The 16,298-nt window shown below is 73.3% G+C and carries 15 protein-coding genes and 1 pseudogene; 9 read left to right on the plus strand and 7 right to left on the minus strand.

The window, feature by feature from the left end; all coding sequences use genetic code 11:
* The first annotated feature begins 197 nt into the window (after positions 1-197).
* The 3 genes from ACZ7N4_RS22125 (at position 198) to ACZ7N4_RS22135 (ending at position 3,431) form a co-directional block, all read left to right on the plus strand.
* Positions 198-1,241 carry a PP2C family protein-serine/threonine phosphatase gene (locus tag ACZ7N4_RS22125; RefSeq protein WP_471360179.1) on the plus strand — a complete coding sequence of 348 codons (1,044 nt, stop codon included), beginning with the start codon at positions 198-200 and terminating at the stop codon, positions 1,239-1,241.
* Between the two features lie 246 nt (positions 1,242-1,487).
* Positions 1,488-2,828 carry a transcriptional regulator gene (locus tag ACZ7N4_RS22130; RefSeq protein WP_471360182.1) on the plus strand — a complete coding sequence of 447 codons (1,341 nt, stop codon included), beginning with the start codon at positions 1,488-1,490 and terminating at the stop codon, positions 2,826-2,828.
* Positions 2,829-2,894: 66 nt separating this feature from the next.
* Positions 2,895-3,431 carry an NUDIX hydrolase gene (locus ACZ7N4_RS22135; protein WP_189300290.1) on the plus strand — a complete coding sequence of 179 codons (537 nt, stop codon included), beginning with the start codon at positions 2,895-2,897 and terminating at the stop codon, positions 3,429-3,431.
* On the opposite strand, the gene ACZ7N4_RS22140 is transcribed toward ACZ7N4_RS22135, so the two are convergent.
* On the minus strand, positions 3,428-3,685 hold the full coding sequence (locus ACZ7N4_RS22140) for a hypothetical protein (RefSeq protein ID WP_356156893.1): 258 nt from the start codon (positions 3,683-3,685) through the stop codon (positions 3,428-3,430). The genes ACZ7N4_RS22135 and ACZ7N4_RS22140 overlap by 4 nt on opposite strands.
* Positions 3,686-3,878: 193 nt before the next feature.
* Positions 3,879-4,739, minus strand: coding sequence for a 3-hydroxybutyryl-CoA dehydrogenase (locus ACZ7N4_RS22145; RefSeq protein ID WP_471360187.1), 861 nt, complete (start codon positions 4,737-4,739; stop codon positions 3,879-3,881).
* A 171-nt stretch (positions 4,740-4,910) separates the two neighbouring features.
* Here ACZ7N4_RS22145 and ACZ7N4_RS22150 point away from each other — a divergent pair, with 171 nt between their 5' ends.
* A complete protein-coding gene (locus ACZ7N4_RS22150; RefSeq protein ID WP_471360189.1) occupies positions 4,911-6,329 on the plus strand; it encodes a glycoside hydrolase family 10-like protein in 1,419 nt (472 codons plus the stop codon).
* 12 nt (positions 6,330-6,341) lie between these two features.
* Here ACZ7N4_RS22150 and ACZ7N4_RS22155 read toward each other — a convergent pair whose 3' ends face one another.
* Positions 6,342-6,539, minus strand: coding sequence for a DUF1918 domain-containing protein (locus ACZ7N4_RS22155; protein WP_471360192.1), 198 nt, complete (start codon positions 6,537-6,539; stop codon positions 6,342-6,344).
* Positions 6,540-6,558: 19 nt separating this feature from the next.
* Entirely contained in the window at positions 6,559-7,470 is a 912-nt protein-coding gene (locus ACZ7N4_RS22160) for a DMT family transporter (RefSeq protein WP_471360195.1), read from the minus strand.
* On the opposite strand from ACZ7N4_RS22160, the gene ACZ7N4_RS22165 reads away from it, so the two are divergent.
* From ACZ7N4_RS22165 to ACZ7N4_RS22175, 3 genes are all read left to right on the plus strand, one after another.
* A complete protein-coding gene (locus ACZ7N4_RS22165) occupies positions 7,469-8,935 on the plus strand; it encodes an aminotransferase-like domain-containing protein (protein WP_471360197.1) in 1,467 nt (488 codons plus the stop codon). The genes ACZ7N4_RS22160 and ACZ7N4_RS22165 overlap by 2 nt on opposite strands.
* A 10-nt stretch (positions 8,936-8,945) precedes the next feature.
* Complete coding sequence (locus tag ACZ7N4_RS22170) at positions 8,946-9,383, plus strand: GNAT family N-acetyltransferase (protein WP_471360199.1); 438 nt, start codon at positions 8,946-8,948, stop codon at positions 9,381-9,383.
* A 73-nt stretch (positions 9,384-9,456) separates the two neighbouring features.
* Positions 9,457-10,050, plus strand: coding sequence for a histidine phosphatase family protein (locus ACZ7N4_RS22175; RefSeq protein WP_471360201.1), 594 nt, complete (start codon positions 9,457-9,459; stop codon positions 10,048-10,050).
* On the opposite strand, the gene ACZ7N4_RS22180 is transcribed toward ACZ7N4_RS22175, so the two are convergent.
* Positions 10,032-10,466: a DUF6314 family protein gene (locus ACZ7N4_RS22180; protein ID WP_471360490.1), complete on the minus strand. Its 435-nt coding sequence runs from the start codon at positions 10,464-10,466 to the stop codon at positions 10,032-10,034. The genes ACZ7N4_RS22175 and ACZ7N4_RS22180 overlap by 19 nt on opposite strands.
* An 8-nt stretch (positions 10,467-10,474) precedes the next feature.
* Positions 10,475-10,729, minus strand: coding sequence for a hypothetical protein (locus tag ACZ7N4_RS22185; protein ID WP_471360204.1), 255 nt, complete (start codon positions 10,727-10,729; stop codon positions 10,475-10,477).
* 117 nt (positions 10,730-10,846) lie between these two features.
* Between ACZ7N4_RS22185 and ACZ7N4_RS22190 the strand changes: the two genes are divergently transcribed.
* The gene (locus ACZ7N4_RS22190) at positions 10,847-13,327 is read left to right on the plus strand and encodes an alpha-L-arabinofuranosidase C-terminal domain-containing protein (protein WP_471360207.1); all 2,481 of its coding nucleotides are present in this window, start codon (positions 10,847-10,849) and stop codon (positions 13,325-13,327) included.
* Here the strand turns inward: ACZ7N4_RS22190 and ACZ7N4_RS22195 are convergent.
* Positions 13,314-13,475 (minus strand): annotated as a pseudogene (locus ACZ7N4_RS22195) (carboxymuconolactone decarboxylase family protein); the annotation flags it as partial. The gene ACZ7N4_RS22190 and the pseudogene ACZ7N4_RS22195 sit on opposite strands and share 14 nt — an antisense overlap.
* 264 nt (positions 13,476-13,739) lie before the next feature.
* On the opposite strand from ACZ7N4_RS22195, the gene ACZ7N4_RS22200 reads away from it, so the two are divergent.
* Entirely contained in the window at positions 13,740-16,298 is a 2,559-nt protein-coding gene (locus ACZ7N4_RS22200; RefSeq protein ID WP_471360209.1) for a YfhO family protein, read from the plus strand.

Below are 16,298 nucleotides of genomic sequence, written 5' to 3' on the forward strand. Positions count from 1 at the left end.
GTTCTCCGCCGCCGGCCGCACGGTTCCTCAGCCCTGCCGCCAGCTGCATAAATGCGAGGCGGCCCGGGTCGTCTCACTCGTTCGGGTGGGAAGTGAGGGTGATCCGACCCAGCCGGGTCATGCCGTGGACAGAATCGGACCGGCCTTTCGGGGTCGGTCCGTCTGCTCTGTCAGGGCCCACAGGGGGGACCAGAGGCATGATCCGCATCAAGGCACGGGCGCCCACCGGGCGGGCAGTCGTCCTGCCCACGGTCTGGGGAGCCGTCGCGGTCGGCTACAAGTTCGGCTGCCCGCTCTCCCAGCAGGACGGCCTCGGCGCGCGCATCGCCACCAGCGCCGTCTTCTTCGCCGTGGGCACCGGCCTCATATTCCACGTCCGCAGCACCCTGCTGCGGGAGCTGCGGCTCGCCCGGCGGGCGGCGCGGGCCGCGCAGAACGTCGTCCTGCGCCCGCTGCCGCCCAGACTCGACGGGATCGACGTCGCCGCCGCCCAGGTGTCGGCCGACCGGGGTGCGAGCGTCGGCGGCGACCTGTACGAGGCCATCGCCACCGAGCACGGGGTCCGGGTGGTGATGGGAGACGTACGAGGGCACGGTCTGGCCGCCCTCGGCACCGTCGCCGCCCTCCTCGGCAGCTTCCGCGAGGCCGCCCACGACGAGCCGGAACTGGGCCTGGTGCTGCGCAGACTGGACCGCGCCCTCGCCCGCCACCTCCGCGAACGCGCCCGCGCCGAGCACCCCGCGAACGGCTCCGCCGACCTCGGCAACCCGGTCGCCGAGGAGTTCGTCACCGTCCTGCTCCTGGAGATCGGCCGGGCGGGCGAGCTGCGCGCCCTCAACTGCGGTCATCCATGGCCGTATCTGGTCAGCGGCACGACGGTCGAACCGCTGACCGGGGATCCCCTTCCGCCGCTCGGACCGTTTCCGCTCCCGGCGGAGCTGGAGGTCCTGTCCTGCGGCCGGCTGCATCCGGGGGAGTCGCTCGTCCTCTTCACGGACGGGGCGGAGGACGCCCGGGACCCGCACGGCCGGTTCTTCCCGCTGTCCGCGGCGCTGCGCGAGGCGGTGGGCGACCAGCCGGTGCCACCGCAGACGGTGCTGCGCACTCTCTTCAGGTCCCTCCTGCACCACACGGCCGGCAGACCGACGGACGACGTGGCCCTCCTGGTGCTGCGGAACGGCCGGACCCGGGGCGAGCGGACCCGCCCGGGTGCCCCGCGACCGGCCGTCACGCGACGCTAGGGGGTCATGTCCGGACCGGCCCGGGTCCGCGCGGAATCCCCTGGCGCCTCCCGCGCCCAGGGCCGGGCCGCCGTCGTTCGAGGGGGAGCCGGCGGCCCGGCCGGTCTCTTGCGAGACACCGCAGTCAACCGGGCCGACACGCTCCGCGACAGCGCGCGCACCCGGTGGATACGGGCACTCCGTTCACACCCCGTGTGAAGGCGGAGCCACTACGCTGACCGCACCAGGCCACTCGGGGGGCATCCCATGCAGCCCAACACTCTGCTCGACGCCATCCTGGACGAGGCGGGGATCTCCCATGCCGGCCTCGCCGCCCACGTCAACCAGGCGGGCCGCGCCCGCGGTCTCGCCCTGCGCTACGAACACACCGCCGTGGCACGCTGGTTGAAGGGCCAGCGGCCCCGCGGCCAGGTTCCCGACCTGATCTGCGAGGTGCTCGCGGCCCGGCTCCAGCGGCCCGTCACCCTGGACGACATCGGCCTCGGCGTGCCCGGCGAGCCCAGCACCCCGCACGCCGGTTCGCTGGGCGGTTTCGTGGAGCGGGCCACCGCCCTGTGGCGCTCCGACGAACAGCAACGGCCCCATGTGCTGGGCGCCCCGGCCGTCACCGGGACCCCGGCCGTGATGCCGGTGTGGGAGTGGGAGAACCCGCCCGAGGACGTGGACGTCTCCCGCGGCGGCCGGAGCCCGGTCACCGCGGCCGACATCGAGATGCTGCGGGCCGCCCGGGCGCACTACGAGCAGATGTACCGCAAGGCCGGCGGAATCGCGACCCGGACGCGGATCGTCGGCTTCCTCAACACCGAGGCCGCGCCGCTGCTGCGCGGCAGCTACACCGACGCCACCGGCCGCCAACTGCACCGCGCCACCGGCGGGTTGGTGGCGATCGCGGGCATCTGCGCGTACGACTCCGACGCCCACGGACTCGCCCAGCGCTACTTCCACCAGGCGCTGCGGCTCGCGAAGGCCAGCGGGGACCGGGGACTCGGCGCCTATGTGATCGCCCTGCTGGTCAACCAGTCGCTGTTCATGCGGGAGTACCGGCAGGCCGTCGCCTTCGCGGAGGCCGCGCTGCGCGCCGCCGGCCGGCACATCACCCCGGCGCTCGCCTCCGACCTGTACGCGATGCAGGCCAAGGCGTACGCCCATCTCGGGGACGGCGGCAGCGCGCTGTCCTGCATCCGGCGGGCGGAGACGGCGGCCGACCGGATCCGGCGGGGATACGAGCCCGACGAGACCGGGTACGTCCAGCCCGGGCTGGTCAACGTCCAGGTGGCCGAGGCACTGCTCAGTCTGGGTGAACTCGCCGCCGCCGGGGAGCACGCGGCGGCGGCCGTCGGCAATCCCGCCCACGACCGGGGGCGGGTGCACCGGCTGGCCATGCTCAGCACCATCGAACTGCGCCAGGGCAACGCCGAGAAAGCGGTGGTCACCGCCGTGCGGATGGCGGAGCAGGCCCGGGGCATGGAGTCCCAGCGGCTGCGCGACAGACTCCGCGCGGTACGCGAGCATCTGGTGCGCTGCGGCTCGGCCGGCACCGCCGAGGCCGCCGAACTCATCGACGGAGCACTGCGCGTACCGCTGTAGGCCCACTGTGGGGCGCACCGTCCCTGCTGCGATATTGCCACTTACTCGGCGGAAGGTGGCAGAACCGTGCAGTGGACGAAACAGAACGAACAAACGGTGTATGAAAACCGCTGGTTCAGCGTCAATCTCGCAGATGTCGAGCTGCCGGACGGCCGGCACCTGGACCACTTCCTGATCCGGCTGCGCCCCGTGGCGGTGGCCACGGTGGTGAACGAGGCGAACGAGGTGCTGCTGCTGTGGCGCCACCGCTTCATCACCGACAGCTGGGGCTGGGAACTGGCCGCGGGCGTCGTGGAGGACGGCGAGGACATCGCGAGCGCGGCGGCCAGGGAACTGGAGGAGGAGACCGGCTGGCGGCCGGGGCCCCTGCACCACCTCATGAGCGTGGAGCCGTCCAACGGCCTCACCGACGCCCGGCACCACATCTACTGGTCGGACCGGGGCGAGTACGTCGGGCACCCCGTGGACGACTTCGAGTCGGACCGGCGGGAATGGGTCCCCCTCAAACTCGTCCCCGACCTGATCGCCCGTGGGGAGGTCCCGGCCGCCAACATGGCGGCCGCGTTACTCCTCCTGCACCACCTCAGGCTCGCCGACGGCTAATGGGCCAGCGCCTGCCAGATCGTCACCAGGAGCGCGCCCAGCGAGGTGAGCGCGGCGAGCGAGGGCAGCGGCCAGCGTGCGTGTTCCAGCGAGTTCAGGCGGGCGTCCAGCTCGTCCAGCTCCTTGGCGGTCTCCTCGGTACGGTGGCGCAGCAGCGCCAGCCCTCCCTCGACACGGGCGTAGGCCACGTCGAGGCGGCGGCGTAACTCTGCGAGTTCTCCATGGACCACGGGATGCTCCGGTTCGGCGGTCACGGGTCCGCTCCTTTCAGTAGTCGAAATGGGTGGTTCCGCATCCCTTGCATGCGCATGATGAGTCAACTCGCCTGGTGGGCGCGTGGGGAGCGTGTGTGGCGGGCATATGCGTGCCCGGCGCGCACACGGTGTGTGAAACGGACGGGCCCGGCACTCGCAGGAGTGCCGGGCCCGCAGGCGTCGCTCTTCGTAATCAGCCGTAGGTGTAGAAGCCCGAGCCGGTCTTCCGGCCCAGCCGGCCCGCCTCGACCATGCGCTGGAGCAGCGGGGGAGCGGCGTACAGCGGCTCCTTGTACTCGGCGTACATCGAGTTGGCGATGGAGACGATGGTGTCCAGACCGATCAGGTCGGACAGCTTCAGCGGGCCCATCGGGTGGGCGCAGCCCATCTCCATGCCGTTGTCGATGTCCTCGCGGCTCGCGATGCCCGACTCGAACATCCGGATCGCGGACAGCAGGTAGGGCACGAGCAGCGCGTTCACCACGAACCCGGAGCGGTCCTGGGCGCGGATGGCGTGCTTGCCGAGCGTCTTCTCGGCGAAGACCTGGGCGCGGCTCAGGGTGCCCTCGGAGGTGGTGAGCGCCGGGATCAGCTCCACCAGCTTCTGCACCGGGGCCGGGTTGAAGAAGTGGACGCCGACGACGTGGTCCGGACGGGAGGTGGCGACCGCCAGCTTCACCAGCGGGATGGAGGAGGTGTTGGAGGCCAGGATCGCGTCCGGGCGGGTCACCACCTGGTCGAGCACCTGGAAGATCTCGGTCTTCACCTGCTCGTTCTCGACCACGGCCTCGATCACCAGGTCCCGGTCGGCGAACTCGCCGAGGTCGGTGGTGAAGCTCAGCCGCGCCTGGGTGGCGTCCCGCTCCTCCTCGGTGATCTTGCCGCGCTCGGCGGCCTTGGCCAGGGAGTTGAGCAGCCGGGTACGGCCGATCTCCAGGGCCTCGCCGGTGGTCTCGGCGACCTTCACGTCCAGTCCGGCGCGGGCGCACACCTCGGCGATGCCCGCACCCATCTGGCCGCAGCCCACGATTCCGACGCGCTCGATGTCGGTCACATCGTCCCCTTCGCTGTGTTCTCCGGCTCGATGGCAGACCTCCGGGTTCGGCGCCTGCTCCGATCGTGCACGTTACCGTCAAGTATCGATGATCGATCAGCCGGGTGGGGGCATCCTGAGGCGCGGAACGATCCGTGACGGAGCGGATCCGAAGCGTATGGGGGTGTGCCGATGGGGCGCATGTCTCGGCGGACCTTCACCCTGGCCGCCCTGTCCACGCTGGCCTCGGTACCGACCGCGGCGACGGCCGCGAGCGCCCCGCGCCCGCAGCCGGGGGCGGCCGTCACGGCACCGGCACCGGGGGCCGGACCTTCCGCCGCCGACCCGGGGCCGGGTGCGTCCGCCACGGCTCCGGGACCGGGCGCGTCCGTCACGGGTCCGCGGCCGGCTCCGTCCGTCGGGGACCCGGTTCCCGTCCCCGCCCAGCCCACCGCGCCCGCTGCCGGCCGGCTGCCCCGCGCGAGCGCCGAGATGCGGGGCGTCTGGATCGCCACCGTCGTCAACCGCGACTGGCCCTCGCGGCCCGGGCTCCCGGCGAGCACGCAGCGCAAGGAGCTGCTCGCCCATCTCGACCGGGCGGTGCGCGACCGGCTCAACACGGTGATCCTCCAGGTCCGGCCCACGGCCGACGCGCTGTGGCCGTCACCGTACGAGCCCTGGTCGGAGTACCTCACCGGCACCCAGGGCCGAGACCCCGGCTGGGACCCGCTGGGCACGGCCGTGAAGGAGGCACACGCCCGCGGTCTGGAACTGCACGCCTGGTGCAACCCGTACCGGATCGCGAACCACACCGACCCCACCCGGCTGGCCGCCTCGCACCCCGCGCGCGAACATCCCGACTGGGTGGTGCGCTACGGCGGCCGGCTCTACTACAACCCGGGCCTGCCCGCGGTCCGCGCGTTCGTGCAGCGGGCGATGCTCGACGCGGTCGCCCGGTACCCGGTCGACGCGGTCCACTTCGACGACTACTTCTACCCCTACCCGGTCGCCGGGCAGACCTTCGACGACGACGAGGCCTACGACCGCTACGGCGGCGCCTTCTCCAGCCGGGCCGCCTGGCGCCGGGACAACACCGACCAGCTGGTGCGGGAGATGGCGGCCGGGATCCGGCGGGTCCGGCCCGGCACCCGGTTCGGGATCAGCCCCTTCGGCGTGTGGCGCAACGCCGCCACCGACCCGCGCGGCTCCGACACCCGGGCGGGCGTCGAGACGTACGACGACCTGTACGCGGACACCCGCACGTGGGTGCGCAACCACTGGATCGACTACATCGTGCCGCAGCTCTACTGGCACATCGGCCACGCGGCCGCCGACTACGCCCGGCTCGTGGCCTGGTGGGCGGAGGTCGCCGAGGGCACCAGGACGCACCTGTACGTCGGCGAGGCGCTGTACCGGGCGGGCGCCGCGGGGGAGCCGGCGGCCTGGCAGGACCCGGCCGAGCTCTCCCGGCACCTGGCCCTGGCCGCCCGGTACCCGCGGGTGCGCGGGCACGTGTACTTCGCCGCCAAGGACCTGGCGGCGGATCCGGCCGGGGCGATGGCGCGGGTGGTCGCCGACCACTACCGGGAGCCGGCGACACCACCGCGGTGACCGCTCCGGTGACTACTGCTGTTGCTGCTCCCGGTGCCTGACCTGGCAGTCGGGGCCGGGAGACATGATCGCCTCGTGCCCGTCGTCGAAGCGGACGCGGTACGGCGGATTGCCGTTGTCGCCCATCACTTCGACCACTTCGGAGACCTGGTCGTGCTGGCCCACCACCCTGCCGTGCTGCACAAGCTGGTCGCCCTTGGATGCGCGCATCTGCCGGCCCTCCTCACGATCACGACCGCTGGGTGACGGCGATGCACACGAGCACGGCCACGGCGGTCAGGGGAGCGGCCACGGTGAAGTGCTCGCCCAGCAGCAGCGCCGACCACACCAGTGTGAGCAGGGGCTGAGCCAACTGCAACTGGCTCGCCCGGGGGATGCCGATGGCCGCCATGCCCCGGTACCAGACGAGCAGTCCGAGGAACGTGGAACCGACCGCCACCCACACCAGACCCGCCACCCCGTGGAAGCTCAGGTGCACCGGCTCGTGGGCGAGCGCCAGCGCCCCGGCCGCCACGGCCAGCGGCAGGCACAGCACCAGCGCCCAGCCGATGACCTGCCAGCCCGGCATCACCCGGGCCAGCCGGCCGCCCTCGGTGTAGCCGGCGGCGCACACCAGCAGCGCCCCGAACAGATAGCCGTCTGCCGCGGTGAGCGCGCCGCCGCTCTGGGCGACGGTGAAGCCGATCACGGCCGTCGCGCCCGCCACGGCCGCCAGCCAGAACCGGCGGGAGGGCCGGGCTCCGGTGCGCAGGGCCGAGAACACGGCGGTGGTCAGCGGCAGCAGGCCCACCACGACGGCCGCGTGGGCGGTGGTGGATGTTTGCAGGGCGAGCGTGGTCAGCATCGGGAAGCCCACCACCACGCCGCCGGCGACCACGGCCAGCCCGGCCAGATGCCGGCGCGCCGGGGGCCGCACCCCCGCGGCGAGCAGACAGCAGCCGGCGACGAGCGCGGCGAGAACCCCGCGCAGCGCCACCAGGGACCAGGGGCCGAAGCTCTCCAGGCCCCAGGCGGTCGAGGGGAAGGTCAGCGAGAAGGCGACCACGCCCAGTGCCGCCTGGGCGGTGCCGAGTCCCCGGGCCTCCCGGGGGCCGGTGACTGCTATCGGCTTGGCGGTAGTAGCGCTACTCTGTGGTGTCATGCAACAGCGTAGCAGTGTGGGTGAACTGGCGGAACAGCTGCGGAGCGAGCTGGAGCGCTACTCTCCAGGTGGAAAGCTGCCGTCGAGCCGGGCGCTGGTCGAGCGTTTCCGGGTGAGTCCGGTGACCGTCTCCCGGGCGCTCGCCCAGCTCGCCGCCGAGGGCCTGGTGGTCACCCGCCCGGGTGCCGGCGCCTTCCGGGCCCGCCCGCGCCCGAAGGAGTCCCCGGCCGGGGACACCTCCTGGCAGGAGGTCGCGCTGAGCGCCGACGGCACCGCCGACCTCGTACCGCGCACGGTGGAGGCCCGGGGTGTCACGGTGTCGCTGGCCGTCCCGCCGCCCGGGGTGCTGGAGCTCAACGGCGGCTATCTGCACCCCTCCCTCCAGCCGGAGCGGGCCATGGCCGCGGCCCTCGCCCGTGCCGGGCGGCGCCCCGGTGCCTGGGGGAGGCCTCCGCTGGAGGGGCTGCCGGAGCTGCGGGAGTGGTTCGCGCGCGGGATCGGGGGCGGCGTCACCGCGGCGGAGGTGCTGATCGCGGCGGGCGGGCAGGCCGCGCTGGCCACCGCCCTGCGCGCGCTCGCCCCGCCCGGCGCCCCGGTGCTCGTGGAGTCGCCCACCTACCCGGGCATGCTGGCCCTCGCCCGCGCGGCCGGACTGCGGCCCGTCCCGGTTCCCGTCGACCCCGACGGGGTCCGCCCGGACCTGCTCGCGGACGCCTTCCACGCCACCGGCGCCCGGGTGTTCGTCTGTCAGCCGCTGTTCCAGAACCCGACCGGTGCCGTGCTGGCCCCCGCCCGGCGCCCCGAGGTGCTGCGCATCGCCCGCGCGGCCGGCGCGTTCGTCGTCGAGGACGACTTCGTCCGCCGGCTCGTGCACGCCGACGCGGGCCCGCTGCCGCGCCCGCTGGCCGCCGACGACCCGGACGGTGTCGTCGTCCACGTCGGCTCGCTGACCAAGGCCACCTCGCCCAGCTTCCGGGTGTGCGCCCTGGCCGCGCGCGGACCGGTGCTGGAACGGCTGCGCGCCATCCAGGTCGTGGACAGCTTCTTCGTCCCCCGGCCGCTGCAGGAGGCCGCCCTGGAACTCGTCGGCTCCCCGGCCTGGCCCCGCCATCTGCGGGCGCTCTCGGCCGAGCTGAAGTCCCGCCGGGACGCCATGACCGGCGCGCTCGCCCGGCACCTGCCCGAGCCGGCCCTGCCGCACATCCCGTCCGGCGGCTACCACCTGTGGCTGCGCCTGCCGGAGGGCACGGACGAGTCGGCCCTGACCGCGGCGGCCCTCCGCGCGGGCGTCGCCCTCACCCCGGGCCGCCCCTACTTCAGCGCCGAACCCCCCGCCGCCCATGTCCGGCTGAGCTTCGCGGCCGTCGCCGGCACGGGGGAGATCGCGGAGGGCGTGCGGCGGCTGCGGACGGCGTACGACGAGGTGGTGCCGAATCCGTTCGTCACCGACCGGCCCGGTCTGTGAGGATCACCGTATGAGCGACACACCTGACCTCCCCGAGGGGTACGAGTTCTCCGCCGACTCCGCCCGGGTCGACGTCGACCGTGTGCACGGCTGGCTGTCGTCCGACGCGTACTGGGCGACCGGCCGCCCGCGCGAGAAGCACGAGCGGGCGATGGCGTGCTCGCTGAACTTCGGGGTGTACGACACGGTGTCGGGCGAGCAGGTGGCGTACGCGCGCGTGGTCACCGACCAGGCGCTGTTCGCCTGGCTCGCGGACGTGTACGTCGACCCGTCGGTGCGCGGCAAGGGCATCGGCACGGCGTTCGTCGCCCGCGTCCGCGACCACCTGGTGCCCTTCGGGCTGCGCCGCCTCCTGCTCGCGACGCACGACGCGCACGGCGTCTACGAGAAGCTCGGCTTCCGGCCCCTGGACCGCCCTGACCAGTGGATGGCGCACACCTTCGGGTAAACATCGGCATACCTCTGGTAACTCCCATGTCACGGCCCTTGACCCGCACCCCCGCACGGCTCACCATCACCGCATGCCACTGAGGGTGACGTTCGTCGCCGCCGCACGCGGTGCTCCGCCGCTCGCGGAGCGCTTCGAGGACGACCGGCCGCTGGACCAGGGCGGCTGGGACGAGGTGCAGCGCGTCGCCGGGGAACTGCTGCCGCTGGCCGCCGCCGAGCTGCGCTACTGCTCGCCGACCCCGCGCAGCCGGGCCACCGGCGACGCCCTGGGGTACGCCCCGCTGGTCCAGCTCGCGCTGCGCGACTGCGACATGGGGCGCTGGCGCGGGCTGACGCTGGGGGAGGCGATGGCCCGGGAGCCGGAGGCGGTGGACGCCTGGCTCGCCGATCCGCGCTCCACCCCGCACGGCGGCGAGTCGCTGCTGGCGTTCATCTCGCGGGTCGGCGGCTGGCTGGACACCCGGCCGGTGGAGGACGGCGGCCGGATCGTCGCCGTGGCCGAGCCGTCGGTGATCCGGGCGGCCCTGGTCTACGCGCTGAAGGCGCCGCCCTCGACGTACTGGAACATCGACGTCCGCCCGCTGTCCACGACCACGGTCACGGGCCGCGGCGGCCGCTGGAACCTGCGCCTGGACGGCATACCGGCTCAGCGCTCGCGCACGTAGTCCGTGGTGAGCAGGAGGTCCTTCGCCGGGCCCGCCACCCGCCACACCGTGCGCCAGTGGTCGGCGTCCCGGACGGTGAACTCGCCCCGGTAGCGGTCGGCGGCACAGGGATGACAGGCGACGTACCGCCCGGTGGTCAGGTCCAGCTCGTGGAAGGGCCGCCCGTCCGCGAACCGCACGTCGGCCCGGCCGGGCACCGGATGCGGCAGGAACCTCAGCGTCCGCGTGGCCGGCCGCGCCGTCCCCTGCCAGGTGAAGGTCCCGGACTCCTCGTGCAGCAGCCCGCCGCCCTCCAGCGCGCTGAAGACGGTGACCCCGCCGAAGTGCCCCTCGGCCCCGCTCGCCAGATCCCGTACGTCCCGCTCGACCCGCCAGCGCCCGGCCAGATGGGCCAGCACGTCCGGCACCGGCCACACCCCACCCGTCACCGCGCCCCCCGGGTCCGCCGGTGCGGGCCGTCGGGCGAGTCGGCGGGTGTCTTCCGCTCCGCCTGTGCCCGGATCTCCTGGTACGCGGCGTACCCCGTGGTGCGGAACGCCTCCTCGTAGGCGGCCAGGGCGGCCCCCGCGCCCCCGCCCGCCGCGCCCCGGCGCCGGATCGCGCGCGCGAGCCAGGTGAGAACGCCCAGCACTGTTGCGAAGAAGCCGAACACGATCCCGTACGGCACCCACCCGTCCATGTCGCAGAGCTTACGCGCCGCGCTCCGTCCCATTGACGTGTCCATACCCCTTCCCTATCGTGCGTTCGAAGTGCTGACCAACGTCTGATATTTCGAACATCGAGCCGCGGAGTATCCATGTCACGCACCGTCCGCTGGAGACTCGGCCTGACGACGAGCGCCCTCCTGCTCGCCACGGCCGCCCTCCCCGCCCCCGCCCACGCCGAGGACGTCACCGACTACGCGATCACCGTCGACCCCTCCGCCACCGGGCCGAAGATCGACAAGACGATGTACGGCGTCTTCTTCGAGGACATCAACCGCGCCGCCGACGGCGGCCTGTACGCCGAACTCGTCCAGAACCGGTCCTTCGAGTACTCCGCCGACGACAACAAGGCGTACACCCCGCTGACCGCGTGGACGGTCTCGGGGACCGCCCGGGTCGTGAACGACTCCGGCCGGCTGAACGACCGCAACCGCGCCTACCTCGCCCTGGCCGCCGGCTCGTCCGTCACCAACGCCGGCTACAACACCGGCATCGCCGTGCAGGACGGCAAGAGGTACGACTTCTCGGTCTGGGCCCGGGCCGAGGCCGGCAGCACGCTCACCGTGACCCTCCAGGACGCCGGCGGCACGCTCGCGCCCGCCCGGCGGACCGCCGTGAGGAAGAACGGCTGGGCCCGGTACAAGGCCTCCTTCACCGCCGCCCGCACCAGCACCACCGGCCGCCTCACCGTCGCCGCCGACGCCGCGACGGCCCTCGACATGGTGTCCCTCTTCCCCCGTGACACCTACAAGCACGAGCCCAACGGCCTGCGCGAGGACCTCGCCGAGAAGGTCGCCGCCCTGCACCCCGGCTTCGTCCGCTTCCCCGGCGGCTGCCTGGTCAACACCGGCTCCATGGAGGACTACAGCGAGGCCTCCGGCTGGCAGCGCCGGCGCTCCTACCAGTGGAAGGACACCGTAGGCCCGGTCGAGCAGCGCGCCGTCAACTCCAATTTCTGGGGCTACAACCAGTCGTACGGCCTCGGCTACTTCGAGTACTTCCGGTTCGCCGAGGACATCGGCGCCATGCCGCTGCCCGTCGTACCGGCCCTGGTGACCGGCTGCGGCCAGAACAAGGCCGTCGCCGACGACGCCCTGCTGAAGCGGCACATCCAGGACACCCTCGACCTCGTCGAGTTCGCCAACGGGCCCGCCTCCTCGAAATGGGGCAAGGTGCGCGCCGGGATGGGCCACCCCAGGCCCTTCCACCTCACCCACATCGAGGTCGGCAACGAGGAGAACCTGCCGAACGAGTTCCTCACCCGCTTCCGGCAGTTCCGCGCGGCCGTCCAGGCGAAGTACCCGGACATCCAGGTCATCTCCAACTCCGGCCCCGACGACGCAGGTTCCACCTTCGACACGGCCTGGAAGCTCAACCGGGACGCCAAGGTCGACATGGTCGACGAGCACTACTACAACAGCCCGCAGTGGTTCCTGCAGAACAACGACCGCTACGACTCCTACGACCGCTCCGGCCCGAAGGTCTTCCTCGGCGAGTACGCCTCCCAGGGCAACGCCTTCAAGAACGGCCTCGCCGAAGCGGCCTACATGACCGGCCTGGAGCGCAACGCGGACGTCGTCAGGCTCGCCTCCTACGCCCCGCTCTTCGCCAACGAGGACTACGTCCAGTGGAGCCCGGACATGGTGTGGTTCGACAACCACGCCTCCTGGGGCTCGGCGAACTACGAGGTCCAGAAGCTGTTCATGACCAACGTGGGCGACCGGGTCGTACCGAGCACCGCCACCGGCACCCCGAGCCTGAGCGGACCCATCACGGGCGCGGTCGGCCTGTCCACCTGGAACACCAGCGCCGCCTACGACGACGTGAAGGTCACCGCCGCCGACGGAGGCACCCTGCTGAGCGACGACTTCTCCGGTGACGCCGCGCGGTGGACCCACACCGGCACCGGCAGCTGGGCCGTGCAGGACGGCCGGTACGTCCAGACGGACGACACCGCCGAGAACACCATGGTCCAGGCGGGCGACCCGTCCTGGCACGACTACGACCTGCACGTGAAGGCCACCAAGAAGTCCGGCAAGGAGGGCTTCCTCGTCGCCTTCGGCGTCAAGGACACCGGCAGCTACTACTGGTGGAACCTGGGCGGCTGGAACAATACGCAGTCGGCGGTCGAACAGGCCGTGGACGGCGGCAAGTCCACCCTGTTCTCCAAGGCCGGGTCGGTCGAGACCGGCCGTGCCTACGACCTCGACATCAAGGTGCGGGGCCGCCAGGTCACCCTCTACCTCGACGGCGAGGAGTGGGGCGGCTTCACCGACGACAAGCCGGCCGAGCCGTTCCGCCAGGTCGTCACCCGGGACGCGAGGACCGGCGAGCTGATCCTCAAGGTCGTCAACGCCCAGTCGACCGCCGCCCGTACGGCCGTCGACCTCGGCCGGGCCGAGGTGGCGTCCAGGGCCAGGGTCACCACGCTCGCCGCCGCACCCGACGCGGTGAACACCGAGACCTCCACGGCGGTCGCCCCGCGGACGTCCACGTTCACCGGGGTCGCGAGGACGTTCACCTACACCTTCCCGGCGAACTCCGTCACCTTCCTGCGGATCAGGCAGAGGTAGCCGAGGGGGCGGGCCGCTGCCCCGCCGGCAGCGGCCCGCGCCCGGTGAACACCTTCCTCGCGGCGAAAGTGGCGTTCAGCGCCTTCGGCATCCCGCAGTGGACGGCGGAGTGCAGCAGCGCCTCCGTGGTCTCCCCGGGCTCGCGCCCGGGCCGGCCGGGGATCTCCCGCAGGAGTCGGAGCACACTCCGACGCGAGCGCGACGGCGCCCACGCGGCCCGCGAGGCGGCCGGTTCACCCGCAGAACACCTCCCGGAAAGTCAAAGTTGTCCGGCAGGACACGAAATTCACGCGTCGTTTCCCGTATTCGGAGGATGTCGCCTCACTTTTCGGTGAGCGCACAACCAACAGGAATGGCGTCCCGTCTAAGACGGCGAAATCAACGCAGTGAATTCATGGGGGCCTGCCGATAAATGGACCGCTCAAAAGCACCCGGCGTGCCGCACCGGGCAGCCGCCCTGCTCGCCGCGGCCGTCACGGTCACCGCCTTCTGCGCCGGTGACCTCCTCGCGCGCAGCCACCCCTTCGGCCCCCGCACCCGCAGCGTCAACGACCTCGGCAACCAGTACGTGCCCTTCCACGCCCACCTGTGGGACCTGCTGCACGGCAGGGCCCACGGCGGCCTCCTCGTCAACTGGCAGTCCGGCTACGGCACGAGCTTCCTGCCCGACCTCGGCACCTACCTCGGCAGCCCCTTCGCCCTGCTCGTCGCCCTCTTCCCGCGCGACCGGATCGACCTCGCCGTCTACACCGTCACCGTGCTGAAGACGGCCTCCGCCGCCGCGGCCATGGCCTGGCTGCTGCTCACCCTGCGCCCCGGCCGCCGCTGGGCCGCGGCCCTGCTCGGCGCCTCCTACGCGCTGTGCGGCTGGAGCACGGCCGACGCCTCCTACAACCCGATGTGGCTCGACGGCCTGATCGCGCTGCCCTTGTTGTGCCTGGTCGGCGAACGGGCGCTCACCGGACGCCGGCTGCTGCCCGGTGTCCTCGTCGTGGCCCTCGCCTGGACCGCCAACTTCTACACCGCCTACATGGCCACCCTCGGTGCCGCCCTGGTGCTGCTGCTGCGCCTGCTGCTCACCCGCCCGCCCCGTCGGCGGGCGCTCGCCGCCACCGGCCGCGCCGCCCTCACCACCGCCCTCGGCGTCGGACTCGCCGCCCCGGTCGTGACCGTCGTCTACGCCGGCACCCGGCACGCCTACCCGGGCCGGGTACGCCGGTTCGCCCCCGTGCCCGCCGAGGACGTCGCCGCCCGGCTGCTGCCCGCCACCTACGGCTTCGGCTCCCCGGCCCTGTACGTCGGCCTCGCCGCCCTGCTCCTCGCCCTCGCGCTGCCCTTCCACCGGGCGGTCCCGCTCCCGGTCCGCACCGGCTGGACGGCACTGGTGCTCGCGGTGGCCCTGTCCCTCCAGTGGGGTCCCACCCACCTGGTCTGGCACGCCTTCGCCACCCCGCAGGGCAGCCCCTACCGGCAGGCGTTCGTGCTGTGTGGCCTGCTGGTGATCGCCGCCTGGCACGCCGTGGCGTACGGCCTTCCCGGCCGGCGCGCCCTCGGCGCCGCGACCGCGCTGCTCGTCCTGGCCGTCGCCGTGGCGAGCCGCAGCACGCTGGTCCGCCCGTACACCTGGATCGTGCTGCCGTTCGCCCTCGCGGGCGCCCTCGGCGGACTGGTCCTGCTGGGCCGCGCCGGGCCGCGCCACCGGCTGGCCGGGCTGGCCGTCGTCCTCCTGCTCGGCGCCCAGGTCGGCGAGACCGCCGCCACCTCGGCCGTGGCCACCCGGCTGCGCCTGGGTCACCTGGACGACTACGCGCCCTGGGGCGAGCGGCAGCGGACGCAGGCGGCGGCGATCGCGGGGGCCGACGGCTGGCCCCGCTACCGCACCGACCCCGGCCGCGAGCAGACCGTCGGCAACGACCCGCTGCTGGTGGGCGGCGAGGGAGCCCAGTACTACAGCAGCCTGACCCCGGACGTCCTCAGCCGTACCCTCACCGCGCTGGGCGACGGCTGGACCTCGCGCGGACGCAGCGTCCAGAGCCTGGACAACGCCGTCACGGACGTCGTCTTCTCCGTCGGCGCCCGGGTGCACTCCCCTCCCGATCCGCACCAGAAGCACCCGGTCCCGGGCGGCGGGCCGGTGCGCGTCACCCGGCGGGACGTGCCGCCCCTGGTCACCGTGCGGTCCGGTCCCGACCGGCGGCCCTTCGGCCCGTCGCCGTACCGCAACCAGGAGCTGCTGCTCGGCAGCCGGGTCTACACCCTCCCTCCCCTCACCGTCCACGACGACGGCGGGCACCCCCTCCCGAGCCGCCGCGTCGGCACCGCGAACGCCCTGGCCGGGCCCACGGTCACCGCCCGGTGCCCGGCCGGCACCCGGGTGTACCTGTGGGCCCCGCACTTCTCCGGCACCGCACGGCTCGGCGGTGGCACGCCCGCCCGGTTCCGGTTCGCGCATCCGCGCAACCGGGCCGCCATGGAGCCGCTCGGCACCGCTCCCGCCTCCGGACGGCTGCGCATCGCGCTGACCCCGGACCGCCCCGGCGGTATTCCGCCCGGCGCGCTCGGCTGCCTGGACACCGCCCGGCTGGACACCGCCGCCGCGCGGCTGAAGGCGACCGGCGCCACCGGGGTGACCGTCTCCGACGGCACCGTACGGGCCGAACTGCCCGCCGGCAGCACGGGCGTCGCGGTCGTCGCGGCACCCCGCATCGCCGGCTGGCGGTGCGCCGCCGGCGACGGACCCGAGCGGCCCGCCGGTGACTTCCACGGCCTGATCGCCGTACCCCTCGGCTCCGGCGCCACCCGCCTGACCTGCACCTTCCACCCACCCGGCCTGCGGCTGGGCACGGCAGTGGGAGCCGCCTCGCTGCTCACCCTCGCCCTGCTCACCGCCGCTGGCGCCGTCCGCCGCCGGCGCGTCCCGGTGCCGCCCACGACCACATCACCGCGCGAGCGCGTGACCACCGCTTCCTGA

It is taken from the genome of Streptomyces sp. NPDC107654 (assembly GCF_055639035.1).

Bases quoted from the DNA above. Each gene is read 5' to 3' on its own strand.
- ACZ7N4_RS22125 (WP_471360179.1), top strand. From the start codon at position 198: ATGATCCGCATCAAGGCACGGGCGCCCACCGGGCGGGCAGTCGTCCTG.
- ACZ7N4_RS22130 (WP_471360182.1), top strand. From the start codon at position 1,488: ATGCAGCCCAACACTCTGCTCGACGCCATCCTGGACGAGGCGGGGATC.
- ACZ7N4_RS22150 (WP_471360189.1), top strand. From the start codon at position 4,911: ATGGGGCGCATGTCTCGGCGGACCTTCACCCTGGCCGCCCTGTCCACG.
- ACZ7N4_RS22155 (WP_471360192.1), bottom strand. From the start codon at position 6,539: ATGCGCGCATCCAAGGGCGACCAGCTTGTGCAGCACGGCAGGGTGGTG.
- ACZ7N4_RS22165 (WP_471360197.1), top strand. From the start codon at position 7,469: ATGCAACAGCGTAGCAGTGTGGGTGAACTGGCGGAACAGCTGCGGAGC.
- ACZ7N4_RS22160 (WP_471360195.1), bottom strand. From the start codon at position 7,470: ATGACACCACAGAGTAGCGCTACTACCGCCAAGCCGATAGCAGTCACC.
- ACZ7N4_RS22170 (WP_471360199.1), top strand. From the start codon at position 8,946: ATGAGCGACACACCTGACCTCCCCGAGGGGTACGAGTTCTCCGCCGAC.
- ACZ7N4_RS22175 (WP_471360201.1), top strand. From the start codon at position 9,457: ATGCCACTGAGGGTGACGTTCGTCGCCGCCGCACGCGGTGCTCCGCCG.
- ACZ7N4_RS22185 (WP_471360204.1), bottom strand. From the start codon at position 10,729: ATGGACGGGTGGGTGCCGTACGGGATCGTGTTCGGCTTCTTCGCAACA.
- ACZ7N4_RS22190 (WP_471360207.1), top strand. From the start codon at position 10,847: ATGTCACGCACCGTCCGCTGGAGACTCGGCCTGACGACGAGCGCCCTC.
- ACZ7N4_RS22200 (WP_471360209.1), top strand. From the start codon at position 13,740: ATGGACCGCTCAAAAGCACCCGGCGTGCCGCACCGGGCAGCCGCCCTG.